At 30.7% G+C, this 26,996-nt stretch carries 22 protein-coding genes; 16 read left to right on the forward strand and 6 right to left on the reverse strand.

All coding sequences use genetic code 11. The features are described 5' to 3' along the window. Positions 1–6: 6 nt before the first annotated feature. Together BTO06_RS07460 and BTO06_RS07465 are read right to left on the reverse strand one after the other, a co-directional pair. Positions 7–1,119 carry a DEAD/DEAH box helicase gene (locus BTO06_RS07460; RefSeq protein WP_100924699.1) on the reverse strand — a complete coding sequence of 371 codons (1,113 nt, stop codon included), beginning with the start codon at positions 1,117–1,119 and terminating at the stop codon, positions 7–9. Between the two features lie 33 nt (positions 1,120–1,152). Beyond that, positions 1,153–1,551, reverse strand: a complete 399-nt coding sequence (locus BTO06_RS07465) for an acyl-CoA thioesterase (protein WP_100924700.1) — start codon at positions 1,549–1,551, stop codon at positions 1,153–1,155. 73 nt (positions 1,552–1,624) lie between these two features. On the opposite strand from BTO06_RS07465, the gene BTO06_RS07470 reads away from it, so the two are divergent. After that, entirely contained in the window at positions 1,625–2,962 is a 1,338-nt protein-coding gene (locus BTO06_RS07470) for an MATE family efflux transporter (protein WP_100924701.1), read from the forward strand. Between the two features lie 567 nt (positions 2,963–3,529). On the opposite strand, the gene BTO06_RS07475 is transcribed toward BTO06_RS07470, so the two are convergent. After that, complete coding sequence (locus BTO06_RS07475; RefSeq protein WP_100924702.1) at positions 3,530–4,201, reverse strand: DUF2461 domain-containing protein; 672 nt, start codon at positions 4,199–4,201, stop codon at positions 3,530–3,532. Positions 4,202–4,288: 87 nt separating this feature from the next. Further along, positions 4,289–5,380: a redox-regulated ATPase YchF gene (ychF, locus tag BTO06_RS07480; protein WP_100924703.1), complete on the reverse strand. Its 1,092-nt coding sequence runs from the start codon at positions 5,378–5,380 to the stop codon at positions 4,289–4,291. A 140-nt stretch (positions 5,381–5,520) separates the two neighbouring features. On the opposite strand from ychF, the gene BTO06_RS07485 reads away from it, so the two are divergent. The 4 genes from BTO06_RS07485 to BTO06_RS07500 all read left to right on the forward strand — a co-directional run bounded on the left by BTO06_RS07485 (position 5,521) and on the right by BTO06_RS07500 (position 13,073). Beyond that, positions 5,521–6,087, forward strand: a complete 567-nt coding sequence (locus BTO06_RS07485; RefSeq protein WP_100924704.1) for an RNA polymerase sigma factor — start codon at positions 5,521–5,523, stop codon at positions 6,085–6,087. Between the two features lie 79 nt (positions 6,088–6,166). Further along, a complete protein-coding gene (locus tag BTO06_RS07490) occupies positions 6,167–7,180 on the forward strand; it encodes a FecR family protein (RefSeq protein WP_100924705.1) in 1,014 nt (337 codons plus the stop codon). Between the two features lie 15 nt (positions 7,181–7,195). Beyond that, positions 7,196–10,135, forward strand: a complete 2,940-nt coding sequence (locus BTO06_RS07495; RefSeq protein ID WP_100924706.1) for a TonB-dependent receptor — start codon at positions 7,196–7,198, stop codon at positions 10,133–10,135. 121 nt (positions 10,136–10,256) lie between these two features. Further along, complete coding sequence (locus BTO06_RS07500) at positions 10,257–13,073, forward strand: TonB-dependent receptor (RefSeq protein ID WP_100924707.1); 2,817 nt, start codon at positions 10,257–10,259, stop codon at positions 13,071–13,073. Positions 13,074–13,149: 76 nt separating this feature from the next. Here the strand turns inward: BTO06_RS07500 and BTO06_RS07505 are convergent, their stop codons facing one another. Then, the gene (locus tag BTO06_RS07505) at positions 13,150–13,500 is read right to left on the reverse strand and encodes a 4Fe-4S dicluster domain-containing protein (protein ID WP_100926742.1); all 351 of its coding nucleotides are present in this window, start codon (positions 13,498–13,500) and stop codon (positions 13,150–13,152) included. Between the two features lie 71 nt (positions 13,501–13,571). On the opposite strand from BTO06_RS07505, the gene BTO06_RS07510 reads away from it, so the two are divergent. From BTO06_RS07510 to BTO06_RS07560, 11 genes are all read left to right on the forward strand, one after another. Beyond that, a complete protein-coding gene (locus BTO06_RS07510) occupies positions 13,572–14,633 on the forward strand; it encodes an acyl-CoA reductase (RefSeq protein WP_100924708.1) in 1,062 nt (353 codons plus the stop codon). Positions 14,634–14,643: 10 nt separating this feature from the next. Then, on the forward strand, positions 14,644–15,708 hold the full coding sequence (gene serC, locus BTO06_RS07515) for a 3-phosphoserine/phosphohydroxythreonine transaminase (RefSeq protein ID WP_100924709.1): 1,065 nt from the start codon (positions 14,644–14,646) through the stop codon (positions 15,706–15,708). Between the two features lie 107 nt (positions 15,709–15,815). Then, a complete protein-coding gene (locus tag BTO06_RS07520; RefSeq protein WP_100924710.1) occupies positions 15,816–16,760 on the forward strand; it encodes an NAD(P)-dependent oxidoreductase in 945 nt (314 codons plus the stop codon). A gap of 3 nt (positions 16,761–16,763) precedes the next feature. Then, a complete protein-coding gene (locus BTO06_RS07525; protein ID WP_100924711.1) occupies positions 16,764–18,005 on the forward strand; it encodes a DUF1015 domain-containing protein in 1,242 nt (413 codons plus the stop codon). Continuing rightward, on the forward strand, positions 18,002–18,673 hold the full coding sequence (locus BTO06_RS07530) for a YggS family pyridoxal phosphate-dependent enzyme (protein ID WP_100924712.1): 672 nt from the start codon (positions 18,002–18,004) through the stop codon (positions 18,671–18,673). The genes BTO06_RS07525 and BTO06_RS07530 overlap by 4 nt, the downstream gene beginning before the upstream one ends. A 74-nt stretch (positions 18,674–18,747) precedes the next feature. Further along, positions 18,748–19,845, forward strand: a complete 1,098-nt coding sequence (locus BTO06_RS07535) for an exonuclease domain-containing protein (RefSeq protein WP_100924713.1) — start codon at positions 18,748–18,750, stop codon at positions 19,843–19,845. A 22-nt stretch (positions 19,846–19,867) separates the two neighbouring features. After that, the gene (locus BTO06_RS07540; RefSeq protein WP_198517144.1) at positions 19,868–20,692 is read left to right on the forward strand and encodes an ion transporter; all 825 of its coding nucleotides are present in this window, start codon (positions 19,868–19,870) and stop codon (positions 20,690–20,692) included. Next, a complete protein-coding gene (miaA, locus tag BTO06_RS07545; protein WP_100924714.1) occupies positions 20,693–21,595 on the forward strand; it encodes a tRNA (adenosine(37)-N6)-dimethylallyltransferase MiaA in 903 nt (300 codons plus the stop codon). A gap of 124 nt (positions 21,596–21,719) precedes the next feature. Then, positions 21,720–23,222, forward strand: a complete 1,503-nt coding sequence (locus BTO06_RS07550) for a hypothetical protein (RefSeq protein WP_100924715.1) — start codon at positions 21,720–21,722, stop codon at positions 23,220–23,222. A 114-nt stretch (positions 23,223–23,336) separates the two neighbouring features. Continuing rightward, positions 23,337–24,680 carry a glycoside hydrolase family 25 protein gene (locus tag BTO06_RS07555; RefSeq protein WP_100924716.1) on the forward strand — a complete coding sequence of 448 codons (1,344 nt, stop codon included), beginning with the start codon at positions 23,337–23,339 and terminating at the stop codon, positions 24,678–24,680. Between the two features lie 105 nt (positions 24,681–24,785). Continuing rightward, positions 24,786–25,964, forward strand: coding sequence for a vWA domain-containing protein (locus BTO06_RS07560; RefSeq protein WP_157811767.1), 1,179 nt, complete (start codon positions 24,786–24,788; stop codon positions 25,962–25,964). Between the two features lie 62 nt (positions 25,965–26,026). On the opposite strand, the gene BTO06_RS07565 is transcribed toward BTO06_RS07560, so the two are convergent. Continuing rightward, the gene (locus BTO06_RS07565) at positions 26,027–26,962 is read right to left on the reverse strand and encodes a UDP-glucuronic acid decarboxylase family protein (RefSeq protein WP_100924718.1); all 936 of its coding nucleotides are present in this window, start codon (positions 26,960–26,962) and stop codon (positions 26,027–26,029) included. Between the last annotated feature and the right edge of the window lie 34 nt (positions 26,963–26,996).

The raw sequence follows: 26,996 nt of genomic DNA on the forward strand, positions 1-26,996 counted from the left end.
AAAGTTTTATTTGTTAATAAACTTGATATTTAATCTTTTTTGGATTTGATGAATATTCTCAATTTCATTAGATAAAACAAAAGCCTGAGATATTCCTCTATTTCCACCTCTAGCAGTTCGTCCACTTCTGTGTGTATAATACTCTAGCTGTTCTGGTAGCTGATGATGTACAACAAAATTTAAGTTTTGTACATCTATACCACGTGCTGCAACATCAGTTGAAACCAAGTATTGTAAACTTTGATTTTTAAAAGCTCGCATTACCTTATCTCTTTCAATTTGTTTCATGTCTCCTTCCAAAACACCAATGGTAAAACCATCCTTAGTTAATTCCTCCGTTAATTTTCGAGCTCCTGCTTTTGTTCTGACGAATATAATTCCTCTTTCATCTTGTCTACCTTCTAAAAAAGAAATAATTTCTGCAGTTTTTTCAGCTAAGGTTACTACTTTATAATAATGTGTAATATTCTCATTGACTACAGAAGCTGGATTTATTTCTACTCGTTTCGCATTAATATTCATATAACTTTTTACAATACGACGAATTTCATCAGGCATCGTTGCTGAAAACAACCAAGTATTTCTTTTTCCAGAAGTATATTTTAAAATTCTATTTAGCTCTTGTTTGAAGCCCATACTCAACATTTCATCAGCTTCATCTAAAACAAGTGTTTTAACATTCTTAAGATCTATTTCTCCTCTTTCAATTAAATCTATTAATCTACCTGGAGTCGCTACAACTACATGAGTAGTTCTTTGTAAGTTTTTTATTTGTCTTTCAATCTTCTCTCCTCCATATACACCTTCAACGAAAATCTTATAATCAACATACTTAGTAAACTTAAAAAGTTGTTTTTTTATTTGTTGAACTAATTCTCTCGTAGGTGATAATATTAATGCTTGAATTACCTCTGATTCATGGTCAATTTGATGTAGAATAGGTAATCCGAAAGCTGCCGTTTTTCCGGTTCCTGTTTGAGCTAAACCTATATAGTCAGCTCTTTCAGCTAATAAAGTAGGAATTGCTTTCTCTTGAATTTCTGTCGGCGTTTTAATGCCCAATTCTTTTAAACCTTTTATAAAATCCTTACGAATACCTAAATCTAAAAATGTTGACATCTGTTTTTATTTAAACCGCAAAGATAGCTTTATTTACTGCTGTAACAGCAAATTCGTTATGTTTTCAGTAATTCTTGTTGGTTTAAAAGTTTTGCTATTTAATAAACACCAAGTTGTTTTTGCTGTAACCAATAAAATATCATCTTTATATATATCAACATGTCGAACAGATTTAACACCTGCAGTCTCACCAACCCAAGTCTTTAAAGTAACGACATCACCTAAAGCTGCCTGATTTTTATAATCAATTTCATGTTTTAAAACCACCCAGATATAATTATTACCAGAAACGTATTTTGTTAATTCTTCCCAATGCATTTTTGCGACATCTTGCACCCATTGGACATAGACAACATTATTAACATGATTTAATTCATCTATTTCTTTTGAAACAACAGTTCTTGAAGTACTATAAATTTTGTTTGAATTCATATCAACAAAATTACATAACTAAGCGTATAATTTCGTTACTTTGTTTACTAATTTTCTACCATACTTTGCCGTCATGAACCAAATTGCCAATGAACTTTCTACAGAGAAAGTAAGTACTTTATTGTTAAAGCAGTCCGTTCCTGCATCAATTGGAATATTAGTAATGTCAATAAATATGATTGTTGACACAATTTTTGTAGGACAATGGATTGGTGTGCTTGCAATTGCGGCAATTACAGTTGTTCTACCTATTGGATTTTTAATTTCTTCTATTGGAATGGCCATTGGTATTGGAGGAAGTTCAGTTATTTCATTGGCATTAGGAGCTGATAAAGTAGAAAAAGCTAAAAAAGTATTTGGAAATCAAATTAGCTTAACCACACTTTCATCTATTATTCTTGTTACTACTTGTTTACTCTTTGAAGAATCTGTGCTAAAATTATTTGGTGCAAATGGTAATATTTTGGATCCGGCATTGCCTTATTTTAGAATAATAATTATTGGTGTACCTTTTTTAGCCTATGCTATGATGGGAAATCCGATTATTAGAGCCTTAGGAAAACCAACCTATGCAATGATTGCATTAATTTTACCCGCCATAGCTAACATCATTTTAGATATTATATTTATTAAAGTTTTAGATTGGGGAATGTTCGGTGCAGGTTTAGCAACTTCAATTTCTTATGCAGTTTGTGGACTTTTTATTGTAGGGTTTTTACTTTCAAAAAAGAGTAATTTAAAAATAGGTTTTAACTATTTAAAACTTGAAAAAAGCATTATTTCTGAAATTAGTTCTTTAGGAAGTATCACTCTAGTAAGACAAGGAACTGTAAGTATTCTTACAATTATTTTAAACTATTCATTGTATAAATATGGTAATGAGACATCTGTTGCGGTTTTTGGGATCATAAATAGACTAATGATGTTTATATTCTTTCCTGTTTTCGGAATTGTACAGGGTTTTTTACCAATTGCTGGTTATAACTATGGTGCAAAATTATATGAGCGTGTTAAAGATGTATTAAATACAGCAAATAAATACGGAACCCTTATTTGCATCTTTATATTTATTTCGGTTTATTTATTTAACTATGAGATGACAGCAATTTTCACCAACGATGCTGAATTATTAGAACAAACACCTAATGCAATTTTAACTACTCTTTTGGCAACTCCGTTTATTGCATTTCAATTGGTTGGAGCCTCTTATTTTCAAGCAGTTGGTAAAGCTAAGCCAGCCTTAATTCTAACTTTATTGAGACAATCAATTTTCTTAATTCCTTTTATAATTGTATTACCGATGTTTTTCGGACTTAATGGGATATGGTTCTCTTTTCCAATTTCTGATCTTTTAGCTACTGTTGTTACTTTCTTTTATGTGCGTAAGGAAGTTTCATTATTAAAAAATTAATAGTTATTAATTTATTGAATAGCAGTAGTTACTTTAATTGTTGAAAGTCATTCATAAATCCTTAATGAGATCCTATTTTTTTAATAATGAAAATACAGATGTCCATCATATCAAAGTATTGTACTAGAATTGGAAAGAATTAACATTAGTTAAAAAACACAAACGAATTTGAATGATATTAGTACAATCTTGTTTACAAATTATATTTTTCATCAAAAACGACTTGAAAGATTTAGTATTAATTCTGATAATAAAGGGACTTTATGAACTAGTCAAGATTATCAGAATCTGGATTAAAAAAAGTAGAATTTAAGTAAACTCATTCAGAACATATGTAATTAAAACTCCTTTTTTCTACAAAAAATATTCTGTGAAGTTGTGTAGGAAATTAGTACTAATTTTATAAGATGTGTTCCATTAGGATGATACGGATAATTTGAGGAAGTTTCACTACTTTATTTTACCTTATTAACGCACTAATTACATAAGTAACTTTAATATTGAAGTAAATGCATTTTTAAGTAAAGTTTATATAAATATTTAAATATCAAAACTTTGGGATTCATTCTAAAGTATTGATTCTCCATTAAGATTGGTGGTAAGCACAGAACTCATTAAATCAAAAAATGGTCTCATTACCAAATATGAATTATCAATTTCATTTAAAAATTTCTTCGATAATACTTCTTCATCAGTAAAATTACGAACTGCCAAATATCCTTTTTTACGAAGTAAATCAATATCTGGATGAGTCTTATCAAAACCTTTTGGAGCAGTCTTTAATTCGTCTCCTTCAAATTTATCACCGAAATATTTATTAAACGTTTTATCAGCTAAAATTTCCCTGAACTCAGAAGCATCGATTTCAATTTCTTTTCTGATTCTATACAAATCTTCTTTGTTCGGTTCCCAAAACCCTCCAGCTAGAAAACTCTCGCCTGGTTTTATTCTTAAATAATATCCACCTCGTAAATGTGCTCCACTTCTCGAAAAAGATCCTGCGAAATGAGTTTTGTATGGTGTTTTATCTTTAGAAAAACGAACGTCACGATAAATCCTGAAAAATTTATGCTTTTCAATTTCATCGTGTACTTCTAAATTTTCCTGTATGGTTTTATAAAATTGTTTTACTTCATTTTGAACAGCATCAAAGTCTTTTTTGTTTTCAGCAAACCAATCTCTATTATTATTTTCCGAAAGTCTATGTAAGAAATCAAAGGTTGATTTTTCTATTTGCATGGTTCTATATTTACGGAATACAAAATACAAAAAAGCTCAAAATATTACGATTTTGAGCTTGTTAATATTTGAAAGAAATTTATTTTCTTAAACGTTAAATCTAAAGTGCATTACATCACCATCAGCAACAACATATTCCTTCCCTTCCACTCTAACTTTACCAGCTTCTTTCACTTTCGCCTCACTTCCATACGTCTCATAGTCGTTATAACTTATCGTTTCCGCTCTAATGAAACCTTTTTCAAAATCTGTATGAATAACTCCAGCTGCTTGAGGTGCAGTAACTCCAACAGGAATAGTCCAAGCTCTAACTTCCTTTTCACCTGCTGTGAAGTAAGTTTGAAGATCTAATAATTTATAAGCTGATCGGATTAATCTTGATACTCCTGGTTCCTCTAGGCCTATATCACTTAAAAACATCTGACGCTCTTCGTAATCATCTAATTCTGCAATATCTGCTTCTGTGGCAACCGCTAAAACAATAATTTCAGCATCTTCATCTTTAACAGCTTCCTTAACCCTATCAACATAAGTATTTCCATCTTTTGCTGAAGATTCATCAACATTACAAACATACATTACTGGCTTAGCTGTAATAAATTGCATAGACTTAACTAGATCCTCTTCTTTCTCAGTAAAATCAATAATTCTAACTGATTTACCTTCCATTAAAACTTCCTGAATTTTCTCTAAAAGTGCTAGTTCAGCTTGAGCTTCTTTGTTTCCAGTTTTTGCTGCTCTTTTTACTTTTTCTAATCGCTTTTCTACAGCTTCTAAATCTTTTAACTGTAATTCAATATCAATTGTTTCTTTATCTCTAATTGGATCAACTGAACCATCAACATGAACAATATTATCATTATCAAAACAACGTAACACATGTAAAATTGCATCTGTCTCCCTAATATTAGCTAAAAACTGATTTCCTAATCCTTCTCCTTTACTTGCTCCTCTTACTAATCCAGCAATATCAACAATTTCTACAGTTGCAGGAATTACTTTTTCAGGATTTACCAATTCTTCTAGTTTTTCTAATCTAGGATCTGGTACATTTACAACACCTAAATTTGGTTCAATAGTACAAAACGGAAAGTTTGCACTTTGTGCTTTTGCATTCGATAAACAATTGAATAAAGTTGATTTTCCAACATTTGGTAATCCTACAATTCCAGCTTTCATTTAATATAAATTGATATTTTTTTGCGTTTGCAAATATAGCACATTACTTCAGTTTACATATCTTTCAACAGAAAAAGCTAGTGCTATTTTTCTTTAATTAAGTCTTTTTGTTATTTTAGAGCTGTTAGAAAATCTAATTAATGAGTAATTTATCAGATGAGATTTTATGGAAATCAATTAAAAAGGGAGACTTAAAATCGTTCTCGATCCTTTTTAAAAAGTTTTACCCATCACTTCATAGTTATGGATTAAAAATCTCTAAAAATGAAATATTAACAGAGGATGCACTCCAGGATTTTTTCATTTATATCTATGAGCATAAAGAAAATTTAAGTGATTTGAACTCAATTGCTCCCTATCTTTTCGCTTCTTTTAGAAGATTTATAATTAAAAGAATTAATAATGCTAAAAAAATTACTTTCGTACATTCTGTAGATGCTAACATTGTTGATATCAGCTTTACCCCCGAAGAATTTATTACTAAGCAAGAATCATTAACTTTTCGAAATAAGAACCTCGCCAACCTAATAAACCAACTGCCTAAAAGACAAAAAGAAGTTATTTATTTAAAGTTCAATTGTAACTTCAAAGCAAATGAAATTGCAGAAACTATGGACATTAATTATCAAAGCGTAATTAATACTTTGCATAAGGCTATTAAAAACCTCAGAAATGAGGAAGAAATCCTTAAATTATTAAATTCATAAATTTGCATTAGTTAAAGAGTATAATTTATAAAATATACTCTTTATATAAATGAATACTTAAAAGTACCCTACAACCGTTGTGAAAAAAAATAAAAATTATAATACGATTCAAGATTTTTTAGAAGACGCCTCTTTTAACAGTTGGATTCTAAATAAAAGTAATGAGGACTCACGCGAATGGGATAATTGGCTACAAGAAAATCCGAAAAATAAATTATTGGCTGATGAAGCTAGAGATATAATTATTGGAATTAATTTTAAGAAAGAAACTGTTAATGACGATAAAATTTCATTGGAATGGGATAAATTATCAAGTAGAATTCAATCTTTAGAAGTAGAAAAACTAGAGAAGGATTTACAGAATCAAAGTAGTTTTATTAGAATAAAATTTATTTCTATTGCTGCATCATTGTTATTACTAATTTCCTTAGGTATTTTCACTTATTCTTTATTCTCTAAAGTAACACACAAGACCAATTATGGAGAAATGCTCAATGTCATTCTTGAAGATGGTTCTATAGTAACGTTAAATGTAAACTCATCAATTTCTTACTCAAATTATTACCCTAGAGAAATCGAATTAACGGGAGAGGCATTCTTTAATGTTAAAAAAGATGTATCTGAAAATTCTAAATTCAGTGTTAGGACTGAGAATTTAACAGTTGAAGTTTATGGAACTCAATTCAATATAAAAACATCATCTGATAAAACGGACGTGTATCTTGAAGAAGGAAATATTTTATTGAATTTGAACAACGGAAAAAATCAACAAATGAGTCCGGGTAATTACATTGAGTATTCTTCGAAGAAAAGAAAGATCATCGTAAATAAAGAAGATTCATTTAACAACAACTATGCTTCATGGAAATCAGGAAATCTTATTTTTAGCAATACAAGTTTAAATGAAGCGCTCAATAGAGTATCGGAAACTTACGGAGTTAACTTTTCATACAACAACTCTGAAACTAAAGATATTTTAATTACTGGAAAAGTACCTACAACAGATTTAGAAATTTGCTTAAATGCAATAAAAAAGTCTACAAATGTTACTATTCAAAAAGAAAATGGTATACTAGTAGTTTATAAGAATTAACCCCCAAAACTACTAATGAATAATAGAAACATCCATCGTCAGTGTTCTTTCGTAATCGTGTTTCTACTCATCTTATCTATTGATTTTTACGGTCAAACAAAAAAAAATGTTCCTTTTGCAGAAGCTTTAGACTATATCAGCTTACATCACAATGTACATTTTACTTATAATCCCATATTACTAAATAATGAAGAGATTGACATTATTCCTTTTCAAGGTATTTCTCTAGAAAAATCAATATCAATTATTAAAAAGTTACCTAAATATGAAATAGAATATTTAGGTAATAATTACTATGTAGTTTTTATCCCCAAAAAGAATAAAAAGACAAAACAAAAAAAGGATCGTATAAAAAATTCGAATTTTCCTAGATCTGATAGTTTAAACGTTTCCAATAAAAATGTTAGAACAGTTATTAGAGGTGTTGTTTTAAATTCTTACTATCAACCAATTTCCAAAGCGAATGTTGTAGAAAAAAACACAAATAATGGCACTATTACTAGACATGATGGTAGTTTTGAATTAGAATTAGAAAACAATAATGAAATAGTAATTTCTCATGTCGGTTATTCTGCCAAAAATCTCTCTCCTAGTTCAGATTATATAAAAGTTATTTTAAAATCTGGCTTACAATTAGATGAAGTATTTATAGTGGGTTCAAGAAATGTGAACAGAAAAAAAATAGATTCACCTGTTTCAACTGAAAGCATCGATGTTCAATCGGTAACTAATAAAAGTGATGTCCTTCAAGTTAATCAATTAATTCAAACAGAAATTCCTTCTTTCAATGCTACTAAGCAGTCTGGTTCCGACGGTGCTGATCACATTATACCGGCAACATACAGAGGTTTGGGTCCCGATCAAACTTTAGTTTTAATAAACGGTAAAAGAAGACATCAGAGCTCTTTAATTAATCTTTACGGAACTAGAGGTCGAGGAAACTCTGGAACTGACTTAAACACAATTCCAACTTCTGCAATTAAAAGAATTGATGTGTTAAAAGATGGAGCTTCAGCACAATATGGTTCTGATGCAATTGCTGGAGTTATAAATATCGTATTAAAAGATGAACCAAATATTACCAACGTCAATTCTACTGTAGGTTTTTATAATGCTAATAACAATCAAGATACATCAAGAAAAGGTATTGATGGTTTAACATTCAAGACAGATATTAACTACGGAGCTCGTATTAATGAGAAAGGGTTTATTAATGTAACTGCAGAATTTTTATCGAAGGATTACACATTTAGACAAGGAACCAAGATCAGAGAAAATTATGGTGATGCCGCTGTTACAAGTAGTAGCTTTTTCCTCAACTCAGAAATTCCTATTTCAAACCGATTAAAAATATATGCCAACGGTGGATATAATTTCAAAAACACCAATGCCTTTGCCTTTACTCGACCATTTAATAGCGAACGAAATGTTCAATCTATATATCCTAATGGTTTTAATCCTTTAATAACATCTAACATTTCAGACAAGTCTTTTACTCTTGGTCTCAAAGGAAAATCAAATGGGTGGAATATTGATTTTAGTAATACTTTCGGATCAAATTATTTCCATTACTACATTAAAGAAACTTTAAACGCAACATTATTAGAAAACTCTCCAACTGAATTTGATGCTGGAGGACATAATTTAAGCTTGAATACAACCAATGTTGATTTAACGAAACAATTTAAAGAGGTTTTTCACGGACTAAATTTAGCTTTAGGACTTGAAAATAAAATAGAAAATTATAAGATTTTTTCTGGAGAAGAAGCATCCTATCTATCTTACGACATAAATGGTAATCCAGTAAATGATTCTACCCCATCTGATCAAATCCCAACATATAATGGGGTTATTAGACCTGGCGGTTCACAGGGCTTCCCAGGTTATGCTCCGTTAAATGAAATTGACAGAACTAGAACTAGTTTCAGTTTTTATTTGGACTCAGAACTAGATATTACAGAAAGACTAATTTTTGCAGCGGCAGTGAGATATGAAAACTACAGCGATTTTGGTAATTCCTTCAACACAAAACTGGCATCAAATTTTAAGATTAACCCAAAATCAAATATAAGATTCTCTTTTAGTACGGGATTTAGAGCGCCGTCATTAGCTCAAATTTATTACAATTTGAAATTCACAAATTATATTGATAATGTTCCAATGGAATCTTTCTTAATAGCAAACAATGACCCCATTACTCGACTATTTGGAATAAAAAAATTAAAAGAGGAAAACGCTGTAAATTACAGTTTAGGTTATACCAATAGAATTTCAAATAACTTCTCATTTTCAATTGATTCCTATCATATTTTTATACGAGATCGAATCATTCTGAGTGGCAATTTTGATGCAACCTTAATAAACACTGATGCTAAGAATGTACAATTTTTCACAAATGGAGTTGACACTAGTACGTTTGGTGTTGATTTTAAATTTATGTGGTTAAAAAAATGGAATAATTCTTCTCTAGCTATTAATTTAACTGGCAATATTAATAAAATGGATATTGACAGAATAAATAATAGAAATTTAGATTTAGATACTTTTTTTGGTGTGCGTGAACAGTATTTTTTAAAAGCATCTGCACCAAATCATAAAGTAATTTTGAACTCGATAATATCAACAAAAAAACTAACAATATCAAACACTTTAACTCGATTTAGTAGCTTGGAATTAATCGATTGGCAAATTAATAATCCAATAGGTGAATTCAACAACTCAGAGATTGAAAAATTTAATGCTGCCTTAGATTATTATCAACCCAGAATTACTTTAGATACACATATTTCCTACAAAATCAATAAAAATTATTCATTCCAAATTGGAGCTAACAATTTATTTAACTCCTATCCCACTGTTCAAGGCGAAAATACTGATAGTGGAGGTTTATGGGATGCCGTTCAAATGGGAAGTAATGGATGCTTCTACTACAGTAAATTTTCAATAAAGTTTTAAAATTTTCTTAAAATAAAGAGTATTTAAATACAACTTCTTTCTTAAGTATAGTATAACACGTTTGTTAATTAGATGAATAATTAGCAATATAAACCTTAAAATAACCTAATTCATTTTAACTATGCTAAAAACGAAATTATGCATTTTACTCACCTTTGTATGTGGGATCATGTTTGCACAAACAAAAATTTCTGGTAAAGTTGTTGATATTAACAACGAGCCACTACCAGGAGCTAATATTGTGGAAAAAGGAACAACAAATGGAACATCTACAAATTTTGACGGATTGTTCGAAATTAACGTATCCGATGGAGCCATATTAGTTGTAACTTTCACTGGTTACGAAACTAAAGAAATCAAGGTAAATAGTCAAACTAACTTAACTATTGTTTTAAGTGAAGGACAACAACTGGAGGAAGTAATTGTCACGGGATCAAGGACTCCTGCTAGAAGTAATACATCAAGTCCATTACCTGTTGATATTGTAGGTGTAAAGGAATTACAAGCGACTGGACAAACTACTTTTGATAAAGCCTTACAGTATAAAATTCCTTCTTTTAACACGGTAAACACACCTGTAAATGACGCAACTTCTTTATTAGATCCTTATGAAATTAGGAATATGGGGCCAAGTAGAACATTAATTCTAATTAATGGAAAAAGAAAGAATTTAAGTGCGTTACTATATACTCAAACTTCACCTGGACGTGGTGAAACAGGAGCTGATATTTCAGGAATCCCAACAGATGCAATTAAAACAATTCAAATTTTAAGAGACGGAGCTTCTGCACAATATGGTTCTGATGCTATTGCAGGTGTAATGAACATTATATTAAAAGATAGCTACAAGGATGGATCTGCAACTTTTAGAGCTGGTATGACAGGTGAAGGTGACGGTGAAATGATCGGAGTGAGTGTAAATAATGGCAGCAGATTTGGTGAAAAAGGTTTTATAAACTACACAATAGATTTTTCAAAAACAGCTTTAGCGAACCGACCAGGAACTGTTGATGCTGAAGGCGAATTTGCTGACTTTGGAGGACCTAGACCTGGTGAAACTTTAGCAGATATTCAAGAATTTTTATCAAGGAGACCAGACGCAGGAAATATTAATGGTTCCCCTGAAACTACTGCAGCAAAATTCTTAATTAATGGTAGCTACGATGTCAGCGAAAATAGTGATATGTACTTCAATGCAGCTTATGTTTACAAAAAAGTTAACAGTTTTGCGAATTATAGAACTCCGTATTGGAGAGATATTCAAGATTTTCCATATCTAGAAAATTTCTTCCCTGGAAATAACCCAACAAATCCAGGAGGATATGATGGATATGTTCCTACTTTTGAAGGTGATTTAAATGATTTTAACGCGACACTTGGTTTTAAATCAAAGATTAACGGATGGAATGTGGATGCGAGTGCTACTTTCGGGGGAAATAAACAAACATATACGGTTAATAATTCTCATAACAGAAATGTGGTTTTGTCTCCTGCTACTTGGGTAGATGCTAATAATAATGGAATAATTGATCCAGGAGAAATGACAGAAAGTTCTCAATTATATCGTGAAAATAGTCCATTAACTTTTGATCCAGGAGGAACTTCTTTTAATCATATTGTAGGAAATATTGATATTTCTAAAGTTCTGTCAGATCAAGTTGCTATTGGTATTGGTGCAGAGTTTAGAACTGAAAATTTTGAAGTAATCGAAGGTGGATTAGCATCTTACGATGGTGGTGGTGCAGATTCATTTGCAGGTAACAGACCTGAAAACAGTGGAAGTTTCAACAGATATAATTTAGGAGGATATTTCGATATTGCTTGGGATGTTACAGAAGATTTTCTTTTAAATGGAACTGTAAGAGCTGAAAATTTCTCAGACTTTGGAAGTACTTTTGTATGGAAAGCCAGTTCTCGTTATAAATTCATGGAAGACAAGTACACATTAAGAGCATCTGTATCAACTGGTTTTAGAGCTCCTACTTTACATCAAATTTATACCCAAAAAGCACAATACAGTTTTATTCCTGGTCAAGGTATTCAAGTTGGTGGTTTGGTCAACAATGTATCTCCACAAGCTAGTTTTCTAGGTATTCCAAAACTAAAAGCTGAAGAATCTACGAACTTTACAGTAGGAATAGGTGGGAAACCATTTGATAATTTTTCATTCACTGTAGATTACTATAATATCAAAGTTGAAGATAGAATTGTGTTAAGTACAGAAATAGGGAGAACAGCTGCTGGTAATACTACTTTAGATCAAGTTTTAGATGCCAATAACTTAAGTGATTTAAGTTTCTTTGTAAATGCAATTGACACAAGAACTTCTGGTATTGATGTAGTTTTAGGGTATAAAAATCTAGGTTTAGGAACTGGTAAATTAGGATTTAACCTTTCTGGAAACTACACTATTCAAAATGAGAGAGACGGTGCTGTTAAAAATCCTGCTATCGTTGCAAATGCCGGACAATCAGTAGTTAACCAAACACAAGAAGCTTTATTCTTTACTTCAAGACCAAGAACAAAGTGGATTTTAGGAACTACCTACGATATTGATAAGTTTAGTTTCTCTTTAAACAACACTTATTTCGGAAAAACTGAATTCTTCCAACAAGGATTAAGTACCGATGCAAACGGAAATTTCAATATCGGAACTGAATTTACTCCTAATGTAGTTACAGATTTAGGAATCAATTATAATGCGACTAAAAATATTACTATTGCAGCTAACATTAATAATATTTTTAATGTGTTACCAGAGTGGAATTTTGTTTCTCAAAATGCGGCCGGAGATGCTATTTTAGCAGATCCTGCTCAGGTAAAGCAACAATCAAACTTAATTACATTTAATCAACGTTATTCCCAAATGACGTATGATGGTTATCACTTTAGCCAATTAGGTACATTGTTTAATTTATCAATTAATTATAAGTTTTAATCACTCGAAAATCCCCAAAAACAAAAATCCTGAGTAAATACTCAGGATTTTTTATTTATAAAATTTTAAAAATACATTAATCGTTATGCATAAAACGTTGTTTTGCTAATAACTCATCATCAGTTTCTACATTATCCTCATCAGGAACACAACAATCGACAGGACAGACTGCTGCGCATTGAGGTTCTTCATGGAAACCTTTACATTCCGTACATTTATCGGCAACAATATAATAGATTTCATCAGAAATTGGTTCCATATCCTCATCTGCATTTGCATTATTTCCGTTAGGTAAAACTATATTTCCTTCTAAATCTGTACCATCTGCATATTTCCACTCCTCTGCTCCTTCGTATATCGCTGTGTTTGGGCACTCAGGTTCACAAGCACCACAATTTATACATTCATCTGTTATAATAATCGCCATAGCTAATCTATTTCTGTTTTGTAACTTTGCAATCACAAAAATAAAGCCAATTTAATTTAGAAACAATTTAAATGGATAAAATCGAAAAGCGAATAGATTCGTTTGTTAAATTAGGACAATTTTTAAGTCAGTTTTCTAGACAAGGAATTGATAAGAATGATACTGTTTCTTTAAATGAAATGTTTTTTGATGGTTTTAAACATCAATTAAAACTTGCAGAAGAATCAAATTCTTGGTTTACTAAAGAAAACTTACTTTTTTCATGCGAAAATTGGTCTGAAGCATTAAGCTTATCAAATATTCAAAAATGGATTTCCGAGGAAAATATAAATAATACTTCCAGTAAGAAAGTAGCTATTATAATGGCTGGAAATATTCCATTAGTTGGATTTCATGATTTCCTTTCTGTACTACTTTCCGGACATTCGGTTTTGGCAAAATTATCAAGTAACGATAAACATCTCCTTCCTTTTTTAGCAAAGTATCTAGAATTTACGAATGAAGATTTTAAAGGTAAGATTGAATTTACAAGTGAAAAGCTTGAGAATTTTGATGCAGTTATTGCTACTGGAAGCGATAACACATCTAGATATTTTGAATATTACTTTAAAGACAAACCAAACATTATTAGAAAAAACAGAAATTCTGTAGCCGTAATCACTGGTAATGAAAATGAATCAGACTTCAATGCCTTAAGTGAAGATGTTTTCAGATATTTCGGTTTAGGCTGTCGTTCTGTTTCTAAATTGTTCGTTCCGAGAGAGTTTAATTTTGATGCATTTTTCAAAGGAATGTTTCAAAAACAAGATATTATTAATAACACCAAATACGCAAATAACTACGATTACAATAAGGCTGTATATTTAATGAGCGAGTTTGATATTTTAGAAAATGGATTCTTAATGATTAAAGAGGATGAAAGTTACGCCTCTCCTATTGCTTCTGTTTTTTATGAGTATTACGATAACTCCGACGATTTAAAAATCAAATTACATGAAGATCGTGAAAAAATACAATGTATTGTAGCAAAAGATTTTATTAAAAATGAAATTAAGTTTGGACAAACTCAACATCCAAATTTATGGGATTATGCAGACGGAGTTAATACTTTAAAATTCTTATCAACCCTTTAATAAGGTCATAATGAAAAAACATAATTTTAGTGCAGGTCCATGCATTTTGCCAGAAAGTGTACTTCAAAAAGCTTCAAAAGCTGTAGTAAATTTTAATAATGACGATTTATCTCTAATTGAAATTTCACATAGAAGCGAACCTTTCGTTGAGGTTATAGAAAAAGCTAGAAGTTTAGCTCTTGAACATTTAAATCTTCAAGATAAAGGATATACAGCTCTTTTTTTACAAGGTGGAGCGAGTTCTCAGTTTTTAATGACAGCGTATAATTTTTTAAATAAAAAGGCTGCTTATTTAAATACAGGAACATGGAGCACTAAAGCAATTAAGGAGGCTAAATTATTTGGTGATTTAATTGAAGTAGCATCTTCAAAAGATAAAAACTTTAACTACATTCCTAAGGAATACACCATCCCAAATGATGTTGATTATTTTCACTGTACAAGTAACAATACAATCTTTGGAACTCAAATGATGAGTTTCCCTGATACTTCTGTACCTGTAATTTGTGATATGAGTTCAGATATCTTCTCTCGTCAACTTGATTTTTCAGAATTCGATTTAATCTATGCTGGAGCTCAAAAAAACATGGGACCAGCGGGTGCAACTTTGGTTGTAATTAAAGATGAGTTTTTAAATAAAATCTGTCGTGAAGTTCCTTCAATGTTAAATTATAAAACCCATTCAGAAAAAGACAGTATGTTTAATACTCCTCCTGTGTTTTCTGTATATGTTTCTATGTTAACATTAGAGTGGTTAAAAGATTTAGGAGGAATTGATTTTATTGAAGGTGTAAATCAACAAAAGGCTGATTTACTATATGCTGAAATTGATCGTAATCCATTATTTCGAGGATTAGTTGAAAATGAAGATCGAAGTAATATGAATGCTACATTTGTTCTAGAAAATGAACAATTAACAGCAAAATTTGATGCAATGTGGAAAGAAGCTCGTATAAATGGTTTAGGTGGACATCGTTCTGTTGGAGGTTATAGAGCTAGTATGTATAATGCCTTACCACTATACAGTGTTCAAGCATTAGTTGATGTAATGAAAGAATTAGAAAGAATTGCATAAATCGTCATCACGAACAGAGTTAAGGAATCTTATAACTGAATCTTAAATTTGGTTTAATACAAGATAGATTGCTTGATTTGTTCAGCAATGACATATTAAATTATAAAATGAAAATATTAATAAACGAAGGAATTACTCAAGAAGGTGTAGTAATATTAGAAGAAAAAGGGTTTGAAGTAGTAATTACAAAAGTTGCACAAGAACAATTAGAAAACTTTATTAATGATAATAATATTGATGCTATCTTAATTAAGAATAAAACACAAATTCAACAAGAATTAATTGATGCGTGTCCAAGTTTAAAATTAATCGCATCTGGAAGTACATCAATGGATAATGTTGATGTTCAATATGCCATTGATCAAGGATTACAAATTGTACACAGCGAAGAAGGAAGTGCTAACGCAATTGCGGAGTTAATATTTGCCCACCTTTTAGGAATGGTCCGCAATTTACATCAAGCAAATCGTGAAATGCCTCTTGAAGGGGACATGAACTTTAAAGGTCTTCAAAAATTATATGGAGGTACAGAATTAAAAGGTAAAACGCTAGGGTTAATAGGTATCAATGCAACAAGTATTGCAACAGCAAAGATTGCAATTGGATTAGGAATGAAAGTTTTAATGACTGATCCTGAAGAGACTGAAGCTTCAATAGAATTAGAATTTTTCGACGGACAAACCGTTCAATTTGATTTAAATTCTATTCCTTTTGAGGAAGTAATTATAGAATCTGATTTTATCTCAGTGCATTTACATAATCATGATTTCAAATTAGGAGAATCAGAATTCAATAAAATGAAAGATGGAGTTGGGATTATAAATTGTGTAAAAGGTGGACTTATTGATGAATTAGCTTTAGTAAAAGCAATGGAAAAAGGACCAGTAAAATATGCAGCATTAGATAGTTTTGAAAACGAACCTAATCCTGAGATTCAATTATTAATGAATCCTAATCTTTCTTTATCACCTAAAATTGGTAGTGCTACAAATGAAGCTCAACAAAAAGTTAGCATCGAATTAGCAAATCAAATTACAGCATTACTTTCATAATATATGGCAAAAATAAAACCATTTAAAGCAGTTCGACCCACGAGAGATAAAGTTGCACTAGTTTCATCAAAATCATATGAAACATATCCTGAAGGTGAATTAAATGCAAAATTAGCATTTAATCCCTTTACTTTTTTACATGTTGTAAACCCTGGTTATAAATATCATAAACAAGATGTAACTGGAGAAAAACGTTTTAAACTGGTTCATAACAGATATTTAGAATTTAAAGAAAATGAGATATTTACCGAAGAAAGAACACCTTCATTATATGTTTATCAAAAAGTTTCTGCTACGCATTCATTCTCTGGGGTTATAGCTGCAACTTCAACTGAAGATTATCATAATGATGTTATTAAAATTCACGAAAGAACTTTAAAAAAACGAGAATTACTTTTTGAAAATTATTTAAAGAACACTGGTTTCAATGCTGAACCTGTACTACTCACCTATCGGGAAAACAATGTGGTAAATGACATCATAAAAAAATACAAATCTCAACGTGCTGAATATGAATTTACCAGTATGGATAAGGATTTGCATTTACTTTGGATAATTGATAATCAAGAAGATATTGATGTATTAATTGATGCTTTTAGTAAGATAGATACACTTTACATTGCTGACGGTCATCATAGAACAACTTCATCTTGTATTCTCGCTAAAAATTTGGCTGATGAAAATCCGAATCATACAGGCGAAGAAGATTACAATTTCTTTATGAGCTACTTGCTTTCTGATAATCAATTAAGTATTTATGAATTCAATAGATTTATTAAAGATTTAAACGGATTAACTCCTGATGAATTTTTAATTGAACTTGACACTTATTTTAGAATTGAAAATAGAGGTCAAGAATTATATCGCCCGAAAGAAAAACATCATTTCAGTATGTATCTAAAAGATGAATTCTATGCATTGTACTTAAGAAAATCGGCGTATGAATTTACAGATGAACTAAGTAGATTGGATGCAGAAATTTTATTTAGAACAGTGTTGAAACCTATTTTGGGAATTGACGATATACGAGACGACTCTAAAATTATCTATTCACAGGATAAATCAGACGGATTAGAGTTAAAAACCAAAGTAGATAAAGGTGATTTTAAAGTCTCATTCGGGATGTTACCTGCAACCATTAACGAAATTGAAACAATGGTTGATAAAGGCTTGGTTATGCCTCCAAAAACAACATACATAGAACCAAAATTACGCAGTGCTTTAACTATTTACGAAATACGATAATGATAAAAGAAAATTTAACTGAAATAAATGATACACTTCCTGAACATGTTACACTAGTGGCTGTTTCAAAGACAAAACCGATAGCTGATATACAAGCAGCTTATAATGCTGGTCAACGTATTTTTGGTGAAAATAAGGTGCAAGAAATGGTAACTAAATACAATGAGTTGCCGAAAGATATTCAGTGGCATATGATTGGCCATTTACAACGAAACAAAGTAAAGTACATGGCTCATTTTGTTGATTTAATTCATGGAGTAGATAGTTTTAAAACCTTAAAAGAAATTGATAAACAAGCAAAAAAACATAAACGAGTTATTAATTGTTTGTTACAAGCTCATATTGCACAAGAAAACACCAAATTCGGATTTAGTTTTAACGAAATGAATGAAATTATTGAATCAGATGAATTAAAAGATTTACATAACATTAAAATAGTTGGTTTAATGGGAATGGCTACTTTTACAGATAATGAAGATCAAATTAGAGAGGAATTTACCTCCTTATTAAACTATTTTAACTCAAAAAAATCATACCAGAGTGAGAATTTTGATTTAAAGACTCTGTCAATGGGAATGAGTGGAGACTACCAACTAGCCATTAATTGTGGCAGTAACATGGTAAGAATTGGTAGTTCTATTTTTGGAGTGAGAAACTACTTTTCTTAGGTTTTGTTTATTAGCTCATTGATTTTCTTATATTTGCCACAGTGTAGCTACTAATTAAAATAAGGAGGGGTTGAATGTATGCTATAGTTGATATTGAAACTACTGGGGGGAAATTTAACGAAGAGGGAATTACGGAAATAGCCATCTATAAGTTTGATGGTCATAACGTTGTTGACCAATTTATTTCACTTGTAAATCCAGAAAAAGAAATTCAGGAATTTGTTGTTAAACTAACTGGTATTAACAACAAAATGTTACGTAATGCACCAAAATTTCATGAAGTTGCTAAAAGAATAATTGAAATCACAGAAGGCTGTGTTTTAATTGCTCATAATGCTTCATTTGATTATCGAATCCTTAGAACGGAATACAATAGATTAGGTTATGAATTCACCAGAGATAATTTATGTACTGTTCAGTTAAGTAAGAAACTAATTCCCGACGAGGCGTCTTATAGTTTAGGGAAATTATGTAGATCTTTAGGAATTCCCGTTACAGATCGTCATCGTGCATCTGGAGATGCCATGGCTACTGTCCAGTTGTTTAGGTTATTATTAGACAAGGATCATAATAAGAAAATACTCAAAAGAACTATTCAATTTACAGATAACCGAAATCATAAATTGAAAATAAACGGTATTATTGAAAATCTCCCTGAAAAAGAAGGTGTTTTCTATGTTCACAATGAAAATGGAAATATTATTTTCATCGGACGAGGTAAAAATATTCGATTAGAAGTTACTAAGCTATTCTTAAAAGACAATAAAAGAGCTGAAAAAGTAAAAAATAAAGTCGACATCGTAACTTATCAGGAAACAGGGAATCAACTTTTCACAAGATTAAAATATTATTTAGAACTTGACAATATCAAACCTAAATATAATCTTATACGAAAACGAAAAATAACACATTTAAACTTCAATCACGATCATTTTTTAATTATAGAAAAAGGTAGAGTTCCCGAAGAAAGCTTTATAATCCTTATTGAGAGAAATGAAGTTATAGGATACGCATTTACCAATCTTTCCTATCAAAGAAATCAATTAGAGATACTTAAAAGATTAGTTACCAAAATTGAAAACAAACCACTAGCCAAAACTATTATCAAAAACTTTTTATTAAATAACTCTGTAGATAAAATTGTACGCTACGAACTAGAAAATAATTTGTAATATTGTTATATAACATAAGGTTTTGGAAGACAAACAATCAAATTTAAATTGGAGAAAACGACTTCATGAAGTAATTTATGAAGCCGATACTCCTGAAGGAAAACTTTTCGATGTTATACTATTAATGGCAATTATAGTTAGTATTGCTTTAGTTATGTTAGAAAGTGTGAATCCCATTGGTGAAAAATACAAAACAGAACTTAATATCGCAGAATGGATAATAACTGTGCTTTTTAGTGTCGAATATATTCTTAGAATTATTTCTATCAGTAAACCAACAAAGTATATTTTTAGTTTTTACGGTCTTATTGATTTTTTATCTACCATACCAAAATACTTATCCATAATATTTACAGGAACACATAGTTTAGTCGCACTTCGCGCTCTACGTCTTCTGCGAGTTTTTAGAATTCTAAAACTAACAAGGTTTGTACAAGAATCACAACATTTAGCAAAAGCTTTAAAAGCTAGTAGAGCTAGAATTATGGTATTCTTATTTTTTGTACTGATAATTTGTGTTATCTTAGGCTCTATTATGTATTTAGTGGAAGGAGCAGATAATGGGTTCACAAGTATTCCACGTAGTGTTTATTGGGCGATCGTAACGCTGACTACAGTTGGTTTTGGAGACATTGCTCCTATGACTCCTTTGGGACAGTTTATTGCTAGTGTTATTATGATTTTGGGTTATGCCATAATTGCAATTCCTACTGGAATTGTTTCTACTGAAATTGCTCGAAACCATAAACTAAGTTTAAACACACAATCTTGCCCTAATTGTGCAACAACTGGTCACGTTGATCGAGCTATTTATTGCCATCACTGTGGAGGTAAATTAAATGAATAGATGAATACATTAATTACTGTTGTTGGACCTACAGCCATCGGAAAAACTTCTCTTGCTATTCAGTTAGCCCAACATTTTAAATCGGATATTATTTCCTGTGATTCGAGGCAGTTTTATAAAGAAATGAACATAGGAACTGCTGTTCCTGATAAAAAAGAATTAGCCACTGCTACACATCACTTTATTCAAAACAGAAGTATGTTTGAAGATTACAATGTTGGTAGCTTTGAAAAAGATGCTCTTCAAAAGTTAGATGAGTTGTTCAAAGTAAATCCTATTCAAATTATGGTTGGTGGAAGTGGACTTTATGTTGATGCTGTAGTCAAAGGGTTTGATTATTTCCCGGATGTAGATCCTAAAATTCGAGCAAACTTAACTGAAGAATTAAGCTCCAAAGGACTTCCTTTTTTACAAAAGGAATTAAAAGAATTGGATTCTATTACATATCAAACAATAGCTATTGACAATCCGCATCGAGTTATTAGAGCTTTAGAAATTTGTATTGGTACAGGTTCTCCATATTCCTCTTTTGTTAATAAAGAAAAGAGAAAACGTAATTTTAATACAATAAAAGTTGGACTAAGAGCAGAAAGAGAAATTATCTACGATAGGATTAATCGTCGTGTAGATATTATGATGAAAAACGGGCTTTTGAAAGAAGCAAAAGCATTATATCCAAATAAAGACTTAAACGCACTACAGACAGTCGGATACAGAGAGTTATTCCAATATTTTGACGGAAATTGGGAATTAGAATTTGCAGTTTCTGAAATAAAGAAAAATACTCGTCGTTTTGCGAAACGACAACTTACTTGGTTTAAAAGAGACGATAACACTATATGGTTCAACTATAAAGAGGATCTTTCAACAATAATTTCTACAATTTCAAAGCTCATAAAGTAGTTTTAACACTAATATCTTCATTATTAACGCTTATGATTAAAAAGTCCGCTTTTAAGTAATTTTAATTCGTTTTCAATTTTATTGAGTGTAATTTGGGACTAATTAACCAATAAAATTAAAAATTATGCCATCGACCATTCCGTACGATCCTTCCTTGGTATTAGGAAATATCGTTTCTAAAGACAAACTAGCTAACATTGTAAAAATTTCTGAACTTCAAGCTCCAGCTGATGCTGCAGAAAGTGAATTAAACTCCTTAATCTCACTTAAAAGAAGTGTAGACATGACCATTCAAGAAACAATGGGTATGGGAATTAGTCCTGATGAATTAATCTCAGAATCAGAACAAATAGACAAACAAATTACCAAAGCAGCCGTTTCTTATGGAAAAGCAAAAATTGCTTCAGAAAAGGCAATTCAACCTTTAAAATCTAAAATGAATGCAGTTAATCAATCTGTAGAAAGTCCGATTGATTATAATAAAAGTCAACTAAAAGAAATGCCTATTTCTAGTGACTCTTTACAAATGAATAGTCAGTATTTCTCTTTCGATCAAAACTCTCAATCTTCTGCGAGTCATGCTGCAACAGTAGCTTCTTTCGTTGCAGAATCATTAAGTTTTTTTGGAGAAGGACAATCTTATCAAGCAAGTGCAACTGCGCAACAACAAATGAATAGTCAACATTCAAGACATAGCATTGCCGGTACTTTAGTAATAACTATATCTTGTACACACAAAAACGCTCAAGTTTTTGCACCATACGTTTTAGACGTCGATAAAGCTGTTCGCTCATGGAACGCTATGAATGAAGACAATATGATTAAAACAAATGATGTGAGCTCCATTGCTGCTATTGAAGCAAAAGCAAACACCAAAGAAGATAAATCATTTTCAATATTATCTGGTGCAACATACGGTTCATCTTTCGTTGGAATGGTCCATATTTTAAATACTACGGAATCATCATCTAGTCAACGAATGGATTCAATTGCCGCATCAATGCAAGAAACCTTTGATATTGGCGGATGGTTTGCTTCTGGAACTGGTTCTTTTGGTGTAAGTTCTACTTTCTCCGACAGTGCTAAAAACTTATTAAGTACACAAAATGTTACATCTCACGCGACTTTAATTACTATGGGAATAATTCCTTCAATAAAGTCGAATCAAGTAAAAATGGCTGTACAGAGTTTCTCTGATTTTGATCCAGCAAAAACAATGGAAGAATTAGCTACTTTACAAGGAGCAACTGCTAGTGCAAACAATACTATTGCCGAAGGCGCTGCGGCCGCAAGAACTGGACAGCAAATGATTACATTGAAAAACGCAACTATAAAAGCTACATTAAATGGCGTTTCTGACATTGATGATGGTCAGAATAAAGTTATCGACACAAATTCAATGATGACTGCAATGGAAGATTATGTTGATAAATGTATTGCAGGTGGTAACAATTTAGGCGTTCCAATTAATTATTATTTAAAGCCTATAACTCAATCTGAAATTGCGAGAGCTTGGTTAGCTAAATATTACCCTAATAGATATAATCAAGCAGGAAGCGCTGATGATACAACTCCATCAAAGGGCTCGGATTCGGGAACTAAGGATGCAAGTGGTTCTAACTCGTAAGTAAAATTTTAACTAAAACTTACTACAACTTAAACAGTACTTAGGAAAATCCTCTTAAGTACTGTTTACTACTATATTTAAATTTAATTAACTTAATAATTATTGGTTCCTATTATGAGAAGTTATAATGACTTTGAAATTGCCATCTTAAAAGAAATCAGTTCTTTTCGTAAAGAAGGAATTATTAGTTTAAAAGATTTTCTGCAAAAAATATTCTTTAACACCGATAGAGGGAAAGCTTTAATTATACAACTAAGAGAACAGTATACTATCTATTTTATTGAAAATAAAATTTATAATAATCCAATTACAAAAAGAAAAGCGATACTTGAATTTAGTGAACTCCTTACGTTACTTGATTTTCTTAATTCAAGTGGGATTATTTCCATATTTAGAAAACAGCATTCCATTAAAGAACCTATGTATTTCTTGAGTAATCTTTTCCATGAACCAAAAATTGAGAACAATAAGATTATTTTAAATGATAATGGAGTTTATACAGATAAACCAGAAGAATTAAAAAATGCGAAGGGAGACGTAATTTACAAAGGAATTCAGTTTAATGACAGTCACTTTGTCATCAAAAACCTAATGGGAAGTATTGTAATTTCTGATAAGATTAATAAAATAATCAATGAAATTAACCCGAAAAAAATCAAGGTTCCATTTTACAAAAAAAAAAGCTTCATGTCCTTTAGTTTGTTTTCAATTGCGGTACTTCTTTTATTTGGAATTCATAACTCAAACCGAAGGAATACTAATGAAATTAAAAACTCTATTCATAAACTCCATAAAAAATTAAATACACCTGTCAAAAGAACATCCAATCCATTCAAAACAACGACTACGAAATCACCGGTTAAAAAATATGGAATAGATATTTCAAAATGGAATGGAACTATTTTAAAAAATAAACTACCTGATAGTTTACATTTTGTAATCTGTAAAGCGACAGAAGGCAAAAATTATTTAGACCCAATGTTTAAGGACAATTGGAAACAAATTTCTAATTTGAATCTTAAACGAGGTGCCTATCATTTTTATGTAATTAAGGATAACCCTATAAAACAAGCAAAATTCTTTTGGGAACAAATAAAAGATATGACTTTATATGATTTCCCGCCTATTATTGATGTTGAATCTGGCAGTTCTTTGAATGAAAAATTATCAATATCAGAAATCAAAAATTTACAAACGAAATTACTTCGTTTCCTATATAAACTAGAAACTTTATCTGGAAGAGTCCCTATGATTTACAGCAGTCATAAGTTTGCAAATATTCATTTACTTAGTAAAAAATTTTCTAAATATCCTCTTTGGATTGCCGATTACGATAACACAAAATCTCCTAATCTACCAACCGTATGGAAAAATATAGGATGGACTATTTGGCAAAAAACACCATATTACTCCGTAAATCTAAAATCTACCGACTTAGATATTTATCTAGAAAGGTAATATTTCGATACTTAGTATTCTATACACTTAACTCAATGTAAAGTAGCATTTACTCACTTCAAGTTGTTTCAAAAAAACTATCCGCATAGTTTTGAAGAAAAAAAGATGAATAAAATTATCTACTTAGCATTGTTTTCATTTGGAACTTTAAGTTGTAAAAATGATATAAAAAAGAATAACGGGGAAATTGTTATCACAACATTTGCTAAAAGCAATTCAATTAAAAAAGAAAAAAAGAAACCAAAAGATATTGAAATTGTTTTCTGTTTAGACGCAACAGGAAGTATGAGTGGGTTAATAGGAACTGCTAAAGAAAAAATTTGGGATATCGTTTCTGAGTTAGCACAAAGTAACGATGTTGAATCTTTGAAACTCGGAATGGTTTTCTATCGCGACCGTGGAGATGGATTTGTAACTAAACAAATTGAATTAACAAATGATTTAGACGAAGTTTACTCCGATTTATTAGAGATTAATGCAGCAGGTGGAGGAGACACTCCTGAGAGTGTTAATCAAGCATTACATGAAGCTATTTCAGATATGAAATGGTCAAATAAATCAAGTACCTACAAAACAATTTTTGTTGTTGGTGACTGTCCTCCACACATGGACTACCAAGATGATGTAAAATATAATCAAAGTTGTAAAATAGCAGCTAAAAATGGAATTATAATTAATACTATTAAGTTAGGAACAAGTTGTAAAAGTGCAATTTATCATTTTAAAGAAATGGCTAGTTGTACTAATGGAGAATTTATGCAATTAGATCAACAAGCTTCAGATTTTGTTATTGCTACACCTTATGATAATGACATTTACGAAGCTTCACAATCTATAGATCAATCAAGAATGTATTACGGAAATCAAGTTGAACAATCTGTAAACTATAGTAAGAAAGAAAAATCAATGGCTGTCTATGAGAAAAGCTCTAAAACATCTAATAGTGCTCGAGCTAGTTATAAAATGAGTAAATCAGGAAGAAAATCGTGGTTAGGAAACAAAGAAATCATAAACGACTATGCAAATGGAAAAATAACGATAGATCAGATTAAAGATGATGAATTACCGAAGGAATTAAAAGGAAAAAGTAAAGATGAAATAAAAGTTATTCTTGAAAAATTAAAAAAGGAACGCTCCGAAAAAGAAAGAAAATTAAAAGAATTGTCAGAAAAAAGAAAAGAGTTTATTAAAACGAAAAAGAAAGAATTGAATTCATCAAAACAAAGTTCATTCAGCGAAAAAGTTGTTGATGTATTGAAAAAACAAGCGAAAAAGAAAGAGTAAGTTTGCTTAGGGACTTGAGCAAAAGCCACCAAAAATCTTGCTATGAGGTTTAAGGTGGCTTTTTACATTATTGATTTAAAATATCGTATAACTTCCGGCAATCCTTCATCTAAACTAACCTGAGGTTGCCAATAATTTAATAAATCTTTTGCTAATGAAATAGCAGGTTTTCTTTGCATTGGATCATCTTGTGGTAACTCTTCAAAAAGAAGCTTAGAGTTTGAGTTGGTCAATGTTATTATTTTATTAGCCAAATCTAAAATTGAAATTTCTGAAGGATTTCCAATATTTACAGGTCCTATAACATTATCATTTGTCTCCATCATTCGAATCATTCCTTCAATTAAATCGTCAACATATTGAAAGCTTCTTGTTTGCTTCCCTGATCCATGAACAGTTAGATCTTCACCTTTCAAAGCCTGGACGATAAAATTAGAAATTACACGTCCGTCATTCATGTTCATTCCTGTTCCATAGGTATTAAAGATTCTAATGATCTTTACTCTAACTTTATTTTGTTTGTGATAATTAATGAATAATGATTCAGCACAACGCTTTCCTTCATCGTAACACGATCTTAAACCAATTGGGTTCACATTTCCCCAATAACTTTCAGGTTGTGGATGAATTTTTGGATCACCATATACTTCACTTGTAGAGGCTTGAAGAATCTTTGCATTTACTTTTTTAGCTAAACCTAGCATATTTATTGCTCCAACAACTGTAGTTTTTATTGTTTTTATAGGATCGTGTTGATAGTGAATAGGTGAAGCTGGGCATGCCAAATTGTAAATTTGATCAACTTCTGCAAAATATGGCTCAATTACATCATGACGAACAGCTTCAAAATACGGATTATCCAAAAGATGGACGATATTTTTTTTACTTCCAGTGAAATAATTATCTAAACAAATCACTTCATTTCCCTCTTTTAATAAACGCTCACATAAATGAGATCCTATAAATCCTGCTCCTCCAGTTACTAATATTTTCTTCAACAAATTTATTTTTTATTATGCATATTTCTTCAAA

Origin of the sequence: Tenacibaculum sp. SZ-18, assembly GCF_002813915.1 — a bacterium.
Lineage (GTDB): Bacteria > Bacteroidota > Bacteroidia > Flavobacteriales > Flavobacteriaceae > Polaribacter.

Excerpts from the sequence above, each read along its gene's own strand:
- BTO06_RS07460 (WP_100924699.1), bottom strand. The coding sequence starts at position 1,119 with ATGTCAACATTTTTAGATTTAGGTATTCGTAAGGATTTTATAAAAGGT.
- miaA (WP_100924714.1), top strand. The coding sequence starts at position 20,693 with ATGAATACATTAATTACTGTTGTTGGACCTACAGCCATCGGAAAAACT.
- BTO06_RS07465 (WP_100924700.1), bottom strand. The coding sequence starts at position 1,551 with ATGAATTCAAACAAAATTTATAGTACTTCAAGAACTGTTGTTTCAAAA.
- BTO06_RS07525 (WP_100924711.1), top strand. The coding sequence starts at position 16,764 with ATGGCAAAAATAAAACCATTTAAAGCAGTTCGACCCACGAGAGATAAA.
- serC (WP_100924709.1), top strand. The coding sequence starts at position 14,644 with ATGAAAAAACATAATTTTAGTGCAGGTCCATGCATTTTGCCAGAAAGT.
- BTO06_RS07475 (WP_100924702.1), bottom strand. The coding sequence starts at position 4,201 with ATGCAAATAGAAAAATCAACCTTTGATTTCTTACATAGACTTTCGGAA.
- BTO06_RS07550 (WP_100924715.1), top strand. The coding sequence starts at position 21,720 with ATGCCATCGACCATTCCGTACGATCCTTCCTTGGTATTAGGAAATATC.
- BTO06_RS07505 (WP_100926742.1), bottom strand. The coding sequence starts at position 13,500 with ATGGCGATTATTATAACAGATGAATGTATAAATTGTGGTGCTTGTGAA.
- BTO06_RS07560 (WP_157811767.1), top strand. The coding sequence starts at position 24,786 with ATGAATAAAATTATCTACTTAGCATTGTTTTCATTTGGAACTTTAAGT.
- BTO06_RS07520 (WP_100924710.1), top strand. The coding sequence starts at position 15,816 with ATGAAAATATTAATAAACGAAGGAATTACTCAAGAAGGTGTAGTAATA.
- ychF (WP_100924703.1), bottom strand. The coding sequence starts at position 5,380 with ATGAAAGCTGGAATTGTAGGATTACCAAATGTTGGAAAATCAACTTTA.
- BTO06_RS07470 (WP_100924701.1), top strand. The coding sequence starts at position 1,625 with ATGAACCAAATTGCCAATGAACTTTCTACAGAGAAAGTAAGTACTTTA.
- BTO06_RS07510 (WP_100924708.1), top strand. The coding sequence starts at position 13,572 with ATGGATAAAATCGAAAAGCGAATAGATTCGTTTGTTAAATTAGGACAA.
- BTO06_RS07555 (WP_100924716.1), top strand. The coding sequence starts at position 23,337 with ATGAGAAGTTATAATGACTTTGAAATTGCCATCTTAAAAGAAATCAGT.
- BTO06_RS07485 (WP_100924704.1), top strand. The coding sequence starts at position 5,521 with ATGAGTAATTTATCAGATGAGATTTTATGGAAATCAATTAAAAAGGGA.
- BTO06_RS07535 (WP_100924713.1), top strand. The coding sequence starts at position 18,748 with ATGTATGCTATAGTTGATATTGAAACTACTGGGGGGAAATTTAACGAA.
- BTO06_RS07495 (WP_100924706.1), top strand. The coding sequence starts at position 7,196 with ATGAATAATAGAAACATCCATCGTCAGTGTTCTTTCGTAATCGTGTTT.
- BTO06_RS07500 (WP_100924707.1), top strand. The coding sequence starts at position 10,257 with ATGCTAAAAACGAAATTATGCATTTTACTCACCTTTGTATGTGGGATC.